The sequence below is a fragment of the Streptomyces sp. RP5T genome, assembly GCF_003933965.1.
Classification (GTDB): Bacteria; Actinomycetota; Actinomycetes; order Streptomycetales; family Streptomycetaceae; genus Streptomyces.
This window is the reverse complement of the sequence record NZ_RSAJ01000173.1, coordinates 1-15,221: the sequence shown is the minus strand read 5'-3', so window position 1 is coordinate 15,221 and position 15,221 is coordinate 1. Positions and strand designations below refer to the sequence as shown.

At 72.4% G+C, this 15,221-nt stretch carries 10 protein-coding genes; 3 read left to right on the top strand and 7 right to left on the bottom strand.

Annotated elements, in window-relative coordinates; translation table 11 throughout:
- Positions 1–196 precede the first annotated feature (196 nt).
- From EHS43_RS19600 to EHS43_RS19580, 5 genes are all read right to left on the bottom strand, one after another.
- Positions 197–1,075 carry an SDR family oxidoreductase gene (locus EHS43_RS19600; protein WP_125192067.1) on the bottom strand — a complete coding sequence of 293 codons (879 nt, stop codon included), beginning with the start codon at positions 1,073–1,075 and terminating at the stop codon, positions 197–199.
- Positions 1,076–1,124: 49 nt separating this feature from the next.
- A complete protein-coding gene (locus tag EHS43_RS19595) occupies positions 1,125–1,583 on the bottom strand; it encodes a hypothetical protein (protein ID WP_125192066.1) in 459 nt (152 codons plus the stop codon).
- A gap of 46 nt (positions 1,584–1,629) precedes the next feature.
- Complete coding sequence (locus EHS43_RS19590; protein ID WP_125192065.1) at positions 1,630–3,249, bottom strand: NAD(P)/FAD-dependent oxidoreductase; 1,620 nt, start codon at positions 3,247–3,249, stop codon at positions 1,630–1,632.
- Complete coding sequence (locus EHS43_RS19585) at positions 3,242–3,739, bottom strand: SRPBCC family protein (RefSeq protein WP_125192064.1); 498 nt, start codon at positions 3,737–3,739, stop codon at positions 3,242–3,244. Before EHS43_RS19585 ends, EHS43_RS19590 begins: the two co-directional genes overlap by 8 nt.
- A gap of 271 nt (positions 3,740–4,010) precedes the next feature.
- The gene (locus EHS43_RS19580; RefSeq protein WP_125192063.1) at positions 4,011–4,493 is read right to left on the bottom strand and encodes an ATP-binding protein; all 483 of its coding nucleotides are present in this window, start codon (positions 4,491–4,493) and stop codon (positions 4,011–4,013) included.
- 202 nt (positions 4,494–4,695) lie between these two features.
- On the opposite strand from EHS43_RS19580, the gene EHS43_RS19575 reads away from it, so the two are divergent.
- The 3 genes from EHS43_RS19575 to EHS43_RS19565 all read left to right on the top strand — a co-directional run bounded on the left by EHS43_RS19575 (position 4,696) and on the right by EHS43_RS19565 (position 12,026).
- A complete protein-coding gene (locus EHS43_RS19575; protein ID WP_125192062.1) occupies positions 4,696–5,034 on the top strand; it encodes an STAS domain-containing protein in 339 nt (112 codons plus the stop codon).
- A gap of 244 nt (positions 5,035–5,278) precedes the next feature.
- Entirely contained in the window at positions 5,279–9,553 is a 4,275-nt protein-coding gene (locus EHS43_RS19570) for a HAMP domain-containing protein (RefSeq protein ID WP_125192061.1), read from the top strand.
- A gap of 100 nt (positions 9,554–9,653) precedes the next feature.
- Complete coding sequence (locus tag EHS43_RS19565) at positions 9,654–12,026, top strand: SpoIIE family protein phosphatase (protein ID WP_260470615.1); 2,373 nt, start codon at positions 9,654–9,656, stop codon at positions 12,024–12,026.
- 49 nt (positions 12,027–12,075) lie between these two features.
- On the opposite strand, the gene EHS43_RS19560 is transcribed toward EHS43_RS19565, so the two are convergent.
- Positions 12,076–13,539, bottom strand: coding sequence for an aminotransferase class I/II-fold pyridoxal phosphate-dependent enzyme (locus EHS43_RS19560; RefSeq protein WP_125192059.1), 1,464 nt, complete (start codon positions 13,537–13,539; stop codon positions 12,076–12,078).
- 114 nt (positions 13,540–13,653) lie between these two features.
- Positions 13,654–15,221 (bottom strand): S9 family peptidase (locus EHS43_RS19555; RefSeq protein ID WP_260470614.1); only part of this gene is annotated, 1,568 nt, incomplete at its 5' end.

The window sequence follows — 15,221 nt, the reverse complement described above, 5'->3', positions numbered from 1 at the left end:
ACCCCGCCGCTGGCCGAGACGGGTTCCAGCGCGCCGGTCGGTCCGATAGCCGGCGGCGCGGCCGCGGTGATCGCCCTCGGTGCGGCCGCCCTCTACGGCACCCGCCGGGCACGGCGTTCCTGACCCGGACCGTTGTGCCAGGGGCGGCGGGTTCGCCCGCCGCCCCTGGCACAACCCCCTTGCCCTGAAAGCCGGTTCAGTCCTCGCCGCGTGAACCGCGGTCGGCCAGGCCTCCGGCGCCGAGTGGACCGGTGTACGCGACGGGCCGCTCGGCCTCCATCCGGGGCAGCGTACGGCGCGACACGCGCAGCACGAGGGGCGGCAGAGCCGCCCGCACCGGCTGGGTCAGGCGCAGCCAGGCCGGCGCGTACACGGCCGTACGGCGTCGCTCCAGCCCTCGCACCAGGCGGGCGGCGACCGCTTCCACGGTGTACACGCGGCGGGCAGGGCCGGGCATGCCGGCCCGCAGTTCACGCAGGACGACATGCCGGTCGGCGTCGCGGATCATGTCGGTGTCCGTCCAGTTGAGGTAGGCGATGCCCACGCCGACGCCCCGGTGTGCCACCTCCGCCCGCAGGGAGTGGGCGAAGGCCTCGGCCCCCGCCTTGGAGGCGCAGTAGGCGCTCATCAGCGGCGCCGCCCCGATCGAGGCGAGCGAGGCGATCTGGAGGAAGTAGCCCGAGGTGTCGAGGAGGTCCGGCAGGAACGCCCGGGCGGTGTGGGCGCTGCCGATGAGATTGACCTCGACGACACGGCTCCAGGCGTCCGGCGGCGAGGTGAGGAAAGGGCCGCCCTCGGCGACGCCCGCGTTGGCCACCACGGCCGAGACCGGCCCGAGTCGGGTGCGCACCAGGCGGGCCGCGGCGGCCAGGGCGTCCGGGTCGGTCACGTCGACCTCCACGGCCAGCGCCGGCCCCGGCAACGACTCGGCCACCGCCTCCAGGAGGGCCTTCTCGTGGCCCAGCAGCGCCGTGCGGGCCCCGCGCCGGGCGATCTCGCGGGCCAGGGCCGCGCCCAGGCCTCGGGCGGCTCCGGTGACGACCACCGTCCGGCCGGCGAGTGGACTGTCGCTCATGAGCCGGGTCTCCTTCCGTGGAACGGGCCCCCTGTGGGTCGCCTGCCGCTCAGTCGTCGGCGGGCGGGCGGGCGGCGTGGTCGGGGTGGCCCTGAGTGCGCCGCTCCTCCTTCATCTCCGCCTCGTACAAGTGGTCGCGGCCCTGGGCGAGTTCCTGGACCGCGCTCGCCTCCAGCTGCTGGAAGGGCCGGTAGTAGGTGGCGTTGTAGGCCTCGATGATCTGGAAGGTCCAGTGGCCGGGGATGACGTTGCGCCCGAGGATCTCCGAGCGCACCTTCTCGGCCCATTCGGGGTGGCCTGCCTCCTCCAACAGGCGCACGGCACGGTCCAGTTGGAGATCCGCCGTGCCGGTGAGCTGGTGGAAGTCGTACAGCCGGCCCCTGGCCCGCTCGGTCGTCTCCAGTGCCTTGGACAGCGCCCCGAGGGCCTCGACGGTCGTGTCGTCGACGCCTGCGGGGCGCCGATGGTCGCGGTCGGGGCCGCCGGGGGTCTCTTCGTGCTCGTTCACTGCTCCTCCTCGACATGTACGGCCGCCCCGGCGGGCGGTGCCTCGGTCAGCGCCTGCTTCCGGTGCGGTCGCGGCGGGTCAGCAGTCGTTGCGCGCGGGCGAGACCCGGGGGCCTGTGGCGGTGCAGGGCGGCCCGTGCCGCGTTGGCACCCGGCGCTCCGTGCACGCCGCCGCCCGGGTGGGCGCCGGAGGACGCCAGGTAGAGCCCCGGGACCGGGGTCTCCGGGCGTCCGGTGCCGGGCACGGGGCGGAAGACGAGCTGCTGGTGCAGGGCCGTCGTGCCGCCGTTGATGGCGCCGTCGCGCAGATTGGCGTCCAGGGCCTGGAGGGTCGGGGGCGCCAGGATGCGGCGGGCGCGGATCAGGGCCCGGAAGCCGGGCGCGAACCGCTCCACCTGGTGTTCCACCCGGTCGGCCATGAGTTCCTGGTCCTTGGTGTCCCAGTGGCCGGTGATGCCCTCGTCGGCGGCGTCGGCGCCGATCTCGTGGGGGACGTGGGTGTAGGCCCAGGCGGATTCCGTGCCCTGTGGGGAGCGGGTGGCGTCGGCGGTGGTCATCTGCCCGAACAGCAGGAAGGGACGGTCCGGGACCTGCCGCATGGCGAGCTGGGCGGCGAAGCGGGTGAGTTCGTCGACGCCGTCGGCGAGGTGGACGGTGCCGGCCCGGGAGGCCTGCTCGGCCCGCCAGGGCACCGGGCCGTCGAGCGCCCAGTCCACCTTGAACGTGGCGAAGTCCCACTGGAAGCGGCGCAGGTCGTCCAGGAGCTGGGCGGGCAGGTGCCCGGGATCGACCAGCCCGCCGTAGAGCGCGGGTACCGACACGTCCGCGAGCACCGCGCGGCGGGCCGGTACCGCGTCGCCAGCGGCCGTACGGACGCCGACGGCCCTGCCGCCGCGGACGACGACCTCGTCGACGCGCTGTCCGCAGCGGACCCGGCCGCCCAGGGCCTGGAGCCGCCGGGTCAGTGCCCCGGTCAGGGCGCCGGAGCCGCCGACGGGGACGGGGAAGCCGTAGGTCTGTCCGAGCATGGCCATCAGCCAGCCGAAGCCGCCGCTGCCCGCGGACTCGGGGGCGAGGTCGGCGTGCAGGGCGTTGCCCGCCAGCAGCAGCCGGCCGCCCTGTCCGCTGAACTCCTCCTCCCCCATCCGCCGTACCGGAAGGGCCAGGGACCGGGCCATCCGCAGGCCGCCCGCGGCCCGCAGCCGCCATGCCAGACGGGCCGTCGCGCGGACCGGCGGGAAGGGCGTGAACAGGGCGTCCAGGAGGTCGGGGCGCAGGCGCTGCCACACGTCGTGCAGCCGCCGCCAGGCGTCCCCGTCGCCCGGTGCGAAGGCGTCGAGGGAACTCGCGGTGATGTCGAGGTCGCGGTCCAGTACGGCGCAGCTGCCGTCGGTCAGGGGGTGTGCGAGCACGCTCGGCGCGTTGCTCCAGCGCAGTCCGTGGTCCTCCAGACGCAGTGCGGACAGGACCGGGGAGGCCGCCGCGAGCGGGTAGAAGGAACTGAAGAGGTCGTTGACGAAGGCGGGATCGACCCCGTGGTCGTGGCGCACCGCGCCGCCCGGCTCCGGCTGTTCCTCCAGCACCTCGACGCTCCAGCCGGCGTCGGCCAGCACGTTGGCGGCGACCAGACCGTTGGGACCCGCGCCGATCACCACGGCGTCAGGCATGGCCTGCTCCCTCCACGCCCGCCGCCGTCGGGACCGGTGCGGGGCGCGGGGTGTCGCGGGCGGAGTCCTCGCACAGGGCGGCCAGCCGGGCGAGCATGGTGCGGTGGCGCAGCTGGATGATCGCGTCGAAGCCGACGTTGTGCAGCCGGCCACCGGCGCCCCGCAACGGATGTTCGTCCACGATGACCAGGCACTGATCACCCCACGGTCGCAGTTCGATCGCGATGCGGGCCGTGCCCAGGACGCCGGCGTGGGCCTCCAGCTCCAGAGCGACGCCTTCCTCACAGTGGCGTACGACCGTCTCGTTCGCCAGCCGGAGCGGCCCGAGCCGGACCTGGAAGCGGATCGCGGCGTCCTTGTGCGGCCACTTCCCCCGGACCGGTTCGGAGTGGGCGGTGCCCACGACCCACTCCGCGTAGCGGTGACCGTCCGCGAGGACGTCCCACACGGCGCCGGGACTGACTCGGATCAGACGATGGCGACGAGCCACGGATACCTCCAGGACTGTGCGTACGGGCAGCTTCCGTCGTGGTCCCCCGGCGGGACGCACGGTCCGGGGAGGAACGGCGTGCACCCGTGGTGGCTCGACCGGTGAGGAGTGCCCCTGTCCGGAGATTTCAAAGCGCGGATCGCGGCCGATCGGCCCAGCGGAAGGTTTTCGTCCGCCCGACCCGGCCGGCGCCCCGTGTCGGGGGTCGTCGAAACGGCCGTCGGCCTGGTGTCTCGTGACCTGGCCGACGGTCTCGGAGGAAGGGGCGCCCTTACGTCACCGGGTCCTCGGACAGCGGCAGGCGGGCCGTGACGCACTTGCCGACCGGCTCCCGGCGCACCTCTATCCCCTGGACGACCGCCATCACGATCTCCAGGCCGTGCTGGCCCACCCGCCCCGCGTCGGCCGCACGGGCCAGTGGAAGGGTCGGGTCGGTGTCCCAGACCTCGATCTCCAGCATGCCGTCGACGATGCGCAGGTGCAGCAGCACCGGACCCGGCGCGTATTTCAGCGCGTTGGTGACCAGTTCGCTGACCACCAGCTGCCCCAGGTCCATGGTGCGGGCCGAGACCTGCAGCCCGTACTCCCCCTGCACCCGCGCCAGGAACTTCGACGTCTGGGCCCGTGCGTCGGCGATACAGCCGTGCGCTCCGTCCAGGGCCACGGTCACCTCGGCAGGTGCGGCTTCCGGCATCCGCGAACACTCCTCAGGCAGGAACCGCAGCCTGCCGACCATCTCCAGTACCCCGTTCATGAGCGCGCGGATACCCCGTGTTCCGTCGCTTACTCCTGTGCCGCGCTGTTCCAGTGCTGCAAACGAACTGAACGGCTCTCTCATGCATCGCTGCGGGACTTCCGGGGCAGCGGTGGCACCAAGGATGTGACAGCCCCCATCGAGTGCGCAGAGGACGCGAGTGGCAGAGAACCGGGAACCAGCGGGCCACGGCAGACTTGACGTGATCCGGACCGACACGGACGGCATCACCGTCCTCGGCGTGGACGGAGAGATCGATCACGACAACGTGAGCGGTCTGACGCGGGCCCTGCCTCCGGCGGAGGCCGCCGAGGGGCGGCGGGTCGTCGTCGATCTGAGCCGGGTCACGTTCATGGACTCCAGCGGCGTCAACGCCCTCATCACCGCCTACCAGGGCGCCCGGGCCGCAGGGGGCTGCCTGCGGCTCGTGGTGGTGCGGGGTGCGGTGCTGCGCACCTTGCAGCTCGTGGGACTCGACACCGTCATCCCCTTCCACCCGGCTCTGGAGGAGGCCCTCGCGGCCACGCGTCCGGAGCCGTGAAAATGCACCCGAGTACCCGGGAGCATCACCCTCACACCCTCTTCACGACGTCTTTTTCGCGGCGTGTCACAACGCTCTCCCGGCCTTTTGTCGCTGCTCGGCACCTGGGTTAATCTTCGACGGATTTCTCATCGGGCAGCTCCGTGGGGTGCGGGATTGTCGCTGGTGAGCGGGCCCTTCACGAGCCCGGCACGGTTCCGAGTCCTCGGTGCGGGGGCTCTTGGGGAGCGGAACGAGGGTGCGCATGACCAGCACGTCGACGGAGGCCCGGGAAAAGGCTCCGGGCGAGCAGGAGCTACGGCAGTTGCTGGCCGGCCTGACCGCCGTACGCGACGGCGACTTCGGCACTCGGCTGCCGTCCGACGGGGAAGGCCTGCTCGGCGACATCGCCACGGTCTTCAACGGCATGGTCGACCAGCTGTCCGTGTTCACTTCGGAAGTCACCCGAGTGGCCCGCGAGGTGGGCACCGAGGGCACGTTGGGCGGACAGGCGGAGGTTCCGGGGGTCTCCGGCACCTGGGCCGACCTGACCGACTCGGTCAACGCCATGGCGGGCAACCTGACCACTCAGGTCCGTGACATCGCCCAGGTGGCGACGGCGGTGGCCAAGGGCGACCTGTCCCAGAAGATCGACGTGCCCGCGCGCGGGGAGATCCTTCAGCTGAAGGAGACCGTCAACACGATGGTCGACCAGCTCTCCGCCTTCGCCGACGAGGTCACCCGCGTCGCCCGCGAGGTCGGCAGCGAGGGACGGCTCGGCGGCCAGGCGCAGGTGCCCGGCGTGGGCGGCGTCTGGCGCGACCTCACCGATTCGGTCAACTTCATGGCCGGAAACCTGACGTCCCAGGTCCGCAACATCGCCCAGGTGACGACGGCCGTCGCGCAGGGCGACCTCTCCCAGAAGATCACCGTCGACGCCCGCGGCGAGATCCTCGAACTGAAGAACACCATCAACACGATGGTCGACCAGCTCTCCGCGTTCGCCGACGAAGTCACCCGCGTCGCCCGGGAAGTCGGCACCGAGGGACGACTGGGCGGTCAGGCGGACGTCAAGGGTGTCAAGGGCACCTGGCGCGACCTCACCGACTCCGTGAACTTCATGGGCGGCAACCTGACGTCCCAGGTCCGCAACATCGCCCAGGTGGCCACGGCGGTCGCGCAGGGCGACCTCTCCCAGAAGATCACCGTCGACGCCCGCGGCGAGATCCTCGAACTGAAGAACACCATCAACACGATGGTCGACCAGCTCTCCGCGTTCGCCGACGAGGTCACCCGCGTCGCCCGCGAGGTCGGCACCGAGGGCAACCTCGGCGGCCAGGCGATCGTCCGGGGCGTGTCGGGAACCTGGAAGGACCTGACCGACAACGTCAACGTGATGGCGTCGAACCTGACCGGCCAGGTCCGTTCGATCGCCCAGGTGGCCACCGCCGTCGCCCGCGGCGACCTCTCGCAGAAGATCACCGTGGAGGCCAAGGGCGAGGTCGCCGCCCTGGCGGACGTCATCAACACGATGGTCGACACGTTGTCCGCGTTCGCCGACGAGGTCACCCGCGTCGCCCGCGAGGTCGGCACCGAGGGCAACCTCGGCGGCCAGGCGCAGGTGCCCAACGTGGCCGGCACCTGGAAGGACCTCACCGACAACGTCAACTCGATGGCCAACAACCTCACCGGGCAGGTCCGCAACATCGCCCTGGTGACGACCGCGGTGGCCAACGGTGACCTGTCGAAGAAGATCGACGTCGACGCCCGGGGCGAGATCCTGGAGCTGAAGACGACCATCAACACGATGGTCGACCAGCTGTCGTCGTTCGCCGCCGAGGTCACCCGCGTCGCCCGCGAGGTCGGCAGCGAGGGACGGCTCGGCGGCCAGGCCGAGGTGGAGGGTGTCGAGGGCACCTGGAAGCGGCTGACGGAGAACGTCAACGAACTGGCCGGGAACCTCACCCGGCAGGTCCGCGCGATCGCCGAGGTCGCGAGCGCAGTGGCCGAGGGCGACCTGACCCGGTCGATCAACGTGGAGGCCTCCGGGGAGGTGGCCGAGCTCAAGGACAACATCAACTCCATGGTGGAGTCCCTGCGCGAGACCACCCGGGCCAACCAGGAGCAGGACTGGCTCAAGACCAATCTGGCACGGATCTCCGGTCTGATGCAGGGCCACCGGGACCTGCCCGTGGTCGCCGAACTCATCATGGACGAGCTCACCCCGCTGGTCTCGGCCCAGTACGGCGCCTTCTACCTGGCCGAGGACACCGAACGCGGGCACGAGCTGCGGCTGGTGGGCTCGTACGGCTACCCGGACGACGACGAGCGGCCCACCCGCATCCCGGTCGGGCGCTCGCTGGTCGGGCAGGCGGCGCGCAACCGCCGTACCGTCACCGTCGAGGAGCTGCCCGAGGGGTACGTCACCATCTCCTCCGGTCTCGGGCAGGTCTCGCCCACCGCTCTGGTGGTGCTGCCGATCGTGGTCGAGGAGCAGGTCCTCGGTGTGATCGAGCTGGCGTCCGTCAGCCGCTTCACCCAGATCCACCAGGACTTCCTGGCACAGCTGACGCCGACCATCGGCGTCAACCTCAACACCATCGTGGCCAACGTCCGCACCGACGAGCTGCTCGACGAGTCGCAGCGGCTGACCGCCGAACTCCAGGCCCGTTCGGAGGAGTTGCAGGTCCAGCAGGACGAACTCCAGCGCTCCAACGCCGAACTGGAGGAGAAGGCCTCCCTGCTCGCCTCGCAGAACCGCGACATCGAGGCGAAGAACCTCCAGATCGAGCAGGCACGCCAGGAACTGGAGACCCGCGCACAGCAGTTGTCGCTGGCCTCCAAGTACAAGTCGGAGTTCCTGGCCAACATGAGCCACGAACTGCGCACCCCGCTCAACAGCCTGCTGATCCTGGCCCAGTTGCTGGCGCAGAACCCCTCCCGCAACCTCACCCCGAAGCAGGTCGAGTACGCGGGCATCATCCACTCGGCGGGCTCCGACCTGCTCCAGCTCATCAACGACATCCTCGACCTGTCCAAGGTCGAGGCGGGCAAGATGGACGTCGCGCCCGAGCGGGTGCCGCTGCGCAAGCTCCTGGAGTACGTCGAGGCCACCTTCCGGCCGATGACCACGCAGAAGAGCCTGGAGTTCACGGTCGCCACCGCGCCCGGAACCCCGGCCGACCTGCTCACCGACGACTCCCGGCTGCGCCAGATCCTGCGCAACCTGCTGTCGAACGCGGTGAAGTTCACCGAACAGGGCGGGGTGGAGCTGCGGATCGAGCCCGCCGCCGACCGGGAGGTGCCGCCGGGGGTGCACCGCGGCGGACCGATCGTGGCGTTCCGGGTCAAGGACACCGGTATCGGCATTCCGCAGCAGCAACTGGAGACGATCTTCGGGGCGTTCCAGCAGGCCGACGGGACGACCAGCCGCAAGTACGGCGGCACCGGGCTCGGTCTGTCCATCACCCGCGAGATCGCCCATCTGCTGGGCGGCGCGGTCACGGTGGACAGCACGCCGGGCCAGGGCAGCACGTTCACGCTGTATCTGCCCGTCGCACGGGCCGACTTCGAGGAACTGATGGAGAGCGGGGCACGTCCGGCGGAGCAGTCGCACGACGTCTCGGCCTCCGAGGAGGCGGCCGAGCCCCGGCAGCTCACCGTGGCCGCGCCGGCCCCCGAGCAGCGCAGGCGCCGGCTGCTGGTCATCGAGGAGCGGCCGCGCGGTCTGCTCACGCTGGTCGCCGAGCGGGCCGTCGCGGACCTCGCGTACGACTCCGGCGATCCGCACGGGGCGATCGACATCATCACGGCGGTGGGGGCGCAGGAGGCCGCGAGCACGCTGGCGGCCGACCCCTGCCACTGTGTCGTCCTCGAACTCGGCATGCCGCACGACGAGGGCGCCGACTTCCTGGAGGCCATGGGCGGTGACTCGGCGCTGGCCAGTGTGCCGGTCCTGATCCACACCGGACACCGCGTGGACCTCGGCCAGGAGCAGGGCCTGCGGGCCCTGGCGGGCGACCGGCCGCTGGACTTCCTGTCCAGCCTGGACGACCTGCGGGAGCGCATCACCCTGCATCTGTCCGCCGAGCAGCCGGGCGACGTGCTGTCGCTGGTGCGTTCGGAGGATCCCCAGCGACCTGTGGCACAGGTGGTGGACGACTCCTTCCTCGGCCGGACGGTCCTCGTGGTCGACGACGACGCCCGCAACCTGTTCGCGCTCAGCGGGGTGCTGGAACTGCACGGCTTCCAGGTCCTGCACGCGGACAACGGCCGCAAGGGCATCGAGATGCTGCTCGCCCACCCGGACATCTCACTGGTCCTGATGGACGTGATGATGCCCGAGATGGATGGTTACGCCGCCACCGCGGAGATCCGTTCGATGCCGCAGTACGCGGAGCTGCCGATCATCGCGGTCACCGCGAAGGCCATGCCGGGAGACCAGGAGAAGAGCCTGGCGTCGGGCGCCAACGACTACGTCACCAAGCCCGTGGACACCGGCGACCTCATCGCCCGCGTCCGGCGGTGGCTGCCCGGGTGAGCGCGCGCAGCGCCGCCCAGCCGACCGTGTGACGTCCCCGTCGAGGAACAGGCCCACCGTGAGTGATCTACGCCAGCCGTCCGAGTCCCAGAGTGACCCCGTGGGGCACCGGTCCGCCGTCGCCGGCACCGACGGGGAGGAGGGCTCCCCCGTCGGCAGGCTGGCGGCGACCGTGGAGCGGCTGCGCCGGGAGGTGCGGGCGGCGCAGGCCGAGGCGGACGGGCGGGCCCTGATCGAGCTGGCCAAGGGCATCCTGGTCGAGCGGCTCGGCTGTGGTCCGGCGCAGGCCTCGCGGCAGCTCGCCGAGCTCACCGCGCAGGCCGGGGTGACGCCGCTGGAGTTCGCCGTCGAGGTGATCAACCAGGCCTCGCGCGACCGGCTGTCGGAGGTCACCAGCGCCTTCCTCGCGGCGACCGCCCCCGCCGATCCGCCCGAGGGGCACTCCTCCGCCGTACGGCTGCGTACGGCGGAGAGCGGTGCGCTGGCCGCCGACGACACCCAGGCGGTCGCCGACTCCCTGCTGGAGCACGCGCTGACCCCGCTCGGCGCGGTGGCGGTGGCCATCTGGGCCCTGGGGTCCGACGGGTCCCTGGCGCTGGCGGGCAGCGCCGGGTTCTCCTCGGCCGAGGCGGGGCGCTGGCGCCATGTGCCGCCGGGCGTGGCGACGGTGGCCCGCCGCGGGCTCACCGAGCGCTCCGGGGACTGGATCCGCAGCCTGTCCGAGACCGCCCTGCCGTCCATCGGGCAGCACCAGCACCCCGACGGCGGCCGGGTCGCCGTACCGGCCGGGACCGGGGGGCGGATCCACGGCGTCCTGGAGATCGTCTGGCCCACGCCGCAGGAGATCCCTCCCCCGCCGGTCGTCCGCCAGGTCGAGGCCCTGGCCGAGCTGTGCGCGCACACCCTGGAGACGTACGCGCTCCAGCATCCCGACGGAACTCCGGTCCCGCGCGTGCTGCCGGACGTCTCCGAGCTGATGGACCTGGCCGACGGGCTGCACGACCCCGCACTGGTGCTGGTGCCGCACCTGGGGCCCGACGGTCAGCTCGTCGACTTCCGCATCCACCACGTCAACAGCCGCTTCCTCGATCCGGCCGGTCGGCCGCGGGGGGCGGTGAGCGGTGCGCTGCTGCTGGAGGCGTACCCGATGGCGGCGGGCCAGAGCGAGCTGTTCGACCGGGTCGAGCGGGTCTACGCGACCGGCGAGCCCTTCCGCGCCCACCGCATGCGGCTCACCGCCCTGGTGGACGACGTGCAGCTCGCCGCGGTCGCCGACATCAACGTCAGCCGGCACGGCGACAGCGTCCTGCTGATCTGGCGCATCGAGGACGAGACGGCCCGGCTGGCGAGCCTGCTCCAGCACGCCCAGCGCCTCGGCCGCATCGGCGGCTTCGAGGAGAACCTGCTGACCGGCGAGATCACCTGGAACGGCCAGCTCTACTCCCTCTACGGCAGGCCCGCCTCCGAGTCCCCCGTGCCGCTGGAGGAACTGCCCTCCCACGCCCATCCCGACGACGCCGTCGCCATCGGCAGGTTTCTGCGCACCCTGCTCCACCAGCGCCGTCCCGCGTCCGCGGCGTTCCGGCTGCAGCGGCCCGACGGGGTCACCCGGCACATCCGGGTCGTGGCGGAGCCGGTCCTGGACTCCTCCGGCCAGCTGTACGTGCTGCGCGGCGCCTACCAGGACATCTCCGCGCACCACTGGACCGAGGTGGCCCTGGCCGCCACCCGGGACCAGCTCGCCCACACCGAGCAGCAGGCCAGCGAACGCAACCGGCTGACCCTGCAGTTGCAGCACGCCATCATGCCGCCGACGCAGGCCCCGCTGGAGGTTCCGGGACTGGACGTGGCGGTGCGCTACCGGCCCGCCGAGACCCAGCATCTGGTCGGCGGCGACTGGTACGACGCGGTCGTGCTGCCGTCCCGGCTGGTGCTGCTGTGCGTGGGGGACGTCGCGGGGCACGGCATCGAGGCGGCCACCAGCATGGTGGTGCTGCGCAACGCGCTGCGCGGGCTCGCCGTGACCGGCGCGGGGCCCGGCCAGTTGCTTTCCTGGCTCAACATGGTGGCCCACCATCTGACCGGCGCCGTCACCGCCACGGCGGTCTGCGGCCTGTACGACCCCGAGACCAACACCCTGCGCTGGGCGCGGGCCGGGCATCTGCCGCCGGTCCTGGTGCGCGGCTCGGAGGCGGCACCGCTGCCGCTGGTCACGGGGCTGCTGCTGGGCGCCGTACCGGAGGCGAGGTACGAGGAGCACGAGGTCCAGCTCGCCGTGGACGACACCCTGCTGATGTACACGGACGGTCTGATCGAACGCCGGGACCGGTCCGTGGAGGAGTCCCTGGAGCAGTTCCTGACTCTCGCGCGCGCGGTGCCGCCCACGCTGGACCAGCAGTTGGACCGCCTGCTGACCCACAGCAGGTCCGACACGGACGACGACACCTGCATCGTGGGCATCCGGGTGGCCTGAGCGGGGCTGTGCTCACCCGCACCGGGCCCGGCCTTCTCCCACCGCGGCCTCAGTGCCGCGCCACCACGCGCAACGTCGTGACCGACGGGTCGGCGGCGTCCGGGATCAGGACGCCGTGCTCGACGCCGCTGCGCAGGTAGTCGAGGACCTCGTCGGTGATGACCTCGCCGGGAGCGATCGCAGGGACACCCGGCGGGTAGGGGCTGATCATCTCCGCGGCGATGCGGCCCGCGGCCTGTTCGGCGGGGACATGGTCGACCTCGGCGAAGAAGGCCGCGCGCGGCAGCATGGCCTGCTCCAGTTCCAGGGCCGAGGGTTCGGGCAGGTGTACCGGCGGCCTGGGTTCGATGGAGTCGGCGCCCTCCGTGAGGGCGCGCAGGGCGTCCAGCAGCGTCTTCTCGGTCTCGTCGTCGTCGGCGTGGGTGATCGAGGCGCTGATCCGGCAGGTGTCCGAGCCGCCGAGGTCCACGTGCAGCTCGGCACGCAGCCACTCGGCGGCCTGCATGCCGCTGATCCCGAGCTCGCGCACGTCGATCACGATCTTCAGGGGGTCGAAGTCCGCCGCCAGCCCCTCGTCCACGATCTCCTGCCCCATCGGCCGCAGTCCCGGCAGGTCCCGGGCCGCCAGGCGGATGCGTTCCGCGCGGCGCAGGGCGGCGTCCAGGAGGTCGTGGCCCTGCTCGACCATCTGGCGGCGCCAGCCGTCCAGGGTCATGTACACCAGGGAGGAGGCGCTGGTGGTGCCGAGCAGGTCCTCCCGCTGTTTGAGCGCTTCCGGCGAGACCCGGTCGTACTGAAGGTGGAAGACCGAGCTCTGCTCGATGGCCCCGCCCATCTTGTGGACGCTGGTGACCACCAGGTCCGCCTCGGCGTCCATGCCCCAGGCCGGCAACCCGGGGTGGAAGGGCAGGTGGGCGCCCCAGGCCTCGTCGACGATCAGGGGCACGCCGAACTCGTGGCACACCCGCGCCACGCCCCGGATGTCACCGCAGGTCCCCCAGTCGGTGGGGGTGATCAGCAGCATGCCCTTGGCGTCCGGGTGCTCCTGGAGGCTGCGGCGTACGTCGTCGGGCTCCGGCGGGTGCGCCAGGTGGCGCTCGGCGTCGAACTTGGGGTGCACCCAGACCGGTTCCACGCCGCCCACGATCACCCCCGAGATCACGGACTTGTGCGCGTTGCGGGACAGCAGCAGCTTCTCCCCGGGGCCGGCCACGGCCAGCATCGCCGTCTTCACGGACAGGGAGCTGCCGCAGGTGGAGAAGAACGCCTGCTCGGCCCCGACCGCGTCCGCCATCAGCTCCTGTGCCTGACCGAGCACGCCCTGGGACTGGCGGCGGTCGTCCAGGCCGTTGAGGGACAGGACGTCCGAGCGGAACACGTCGAGACCGACGATCTCGGCCACGCGCGGGTCGACGCCGCGGCCCTGCTTGTGGCCGGGCGGGCCGAAGACCACGTCTCCGCGACGGCGGAACTCCTCCAGCGCCTCCAGCACGGGCACCCGCGAGTGATCCATGGTTCCTCCCAGGTCCGTTCGGCCCGTCCAGGTGTCGGGGCCGTACGGTCCACTCGGTCTGCACACCGAGTGGACCGCGCACGGCTGCCGAAACGCCGGAACGGTCCCGAGCGCTCAGGAGGGGCGCAGGAGCCGTTCCATCCAGTCGGCGGCGGCGCGGCGGAACAGGCGCCGGTTGTCCGCGCGCAGGAAGTCGTGCCCCTCGTCACGCAGGACGAGGAGTTCGGCGGGGACCCCGCGCTCGCGGGCGGCCCGCACGAACTGTTCCGACTCCCCCGGCGGCACGTTGGTGTCGTGCTCGCCGTGGACGGCGAGCAGCGGAACCCGCAGCGCGTCGATGCGGCTCATCGGTGACAGGGCGTGCAGCAGCTCGCGGTCGCGTTCCGGGTGGCCGTACTTGTGCGCGGCCGATTCCGCGATCCACGGCTCGGTGCCGGCGAAGAAGGTCAGCAGGTCGGACATGCCGCAGACGGCGACACCGGTGCGGAAGAGGTCCGGGTGCCACACGAGGGAGGCGAAGGTCAGGTAGCCGCCGTACGAGCGCCCCATCACCGCGAGCCGGGTCGGGTCCGCGGGGCCCGCCGTGACCGCGTGGGCGGCGCAGTCCGCGACGTCGTCGAGCGCGGCGAAGCGGCCGGTGCCCAGGTCCGCGTCGACGAAGGACCGGCCGTGTCCGCCGGAACCGCGCACGTCCGGGGCGAAGACGTCCAGTCCGCGACCGAGCAGCTCGTGGTACAGCGGGTCGAACACCGGGCGTTCCTGGTCCTCGGGGCCGCCGTGCAGGTGGATGACGCAGGGCGCCGGCTCGTTCGGGGCGCGTCCCGGAGCGCGGTAGTACCAGCCGCTGAGGGGCAGGCCGTCCCGGGCGGAGAGACGGGTGAGGACGGGGCGTACGGGCGGTCGGCCCGGCGGGACGGCGTCCTCGTCCCGGGAGGACCACGGGGTGCGCAGCAGGGCCACGCCCTCGTGGGCCCACCACACGCCGGGCCGGCGTTGCGAACCGGACAGCGCGAGCATCAGCCGCCCCGCCCCGGCCGCCGTGACCCGGGTGACGACCTCGTGGGGCAGCGGCACCGGGCGCGCCGGTCCGACGGCGTCCAGGTTCCCGGGCCCCGGGAAGGTCTCGACGACGTCGAGTTCGCTGGCGCCCCGCACGTTCCATGCCAGCACCGCGGTGCGGCCGTCGTGCGCCAGCGCCAGCAGTTCGAGCTCGCCGTCCTCGCGTTCGGCCACGACGGAACGTCCTCGCGGTGTTCCGTCGGGGCCCAGGGCGACGGCGAACAGTGCCGCGAACTCCCGGTCGGCGTCGCTGCGCAGCCACAGGGTCCGCCCGTCGGGCGAGAACCGGCCGATCCACTGGTCGCCGTCGGCGACCGGCAGGGTGAAGGTGGCCGCCGTGTCGAGGACGCGCCGGACGACCGCCTCCCGCCGTCCGCGCGGCCCGCGGCGCAGCAGCGCCAGTCGGCCGTCGTGGCTGAGGTCGCACACCCGCAGCGTCGGGGCGTCCGGTTCCGAGGCGAGCAGCACGGGAGAGGCCAGGGCGTCGGGATCGATCAGGTAGGCGGACAGGCCGCCGCCCGACCTGGTGGCCGGTGTCCCGTCCGGCCCCACGGCGTACGCGGTGGTGCCGAGCAGGGTGGCCCGGCCGTCCCGGGGCGTCCACGCGCCGTCCCCCTGAGGGC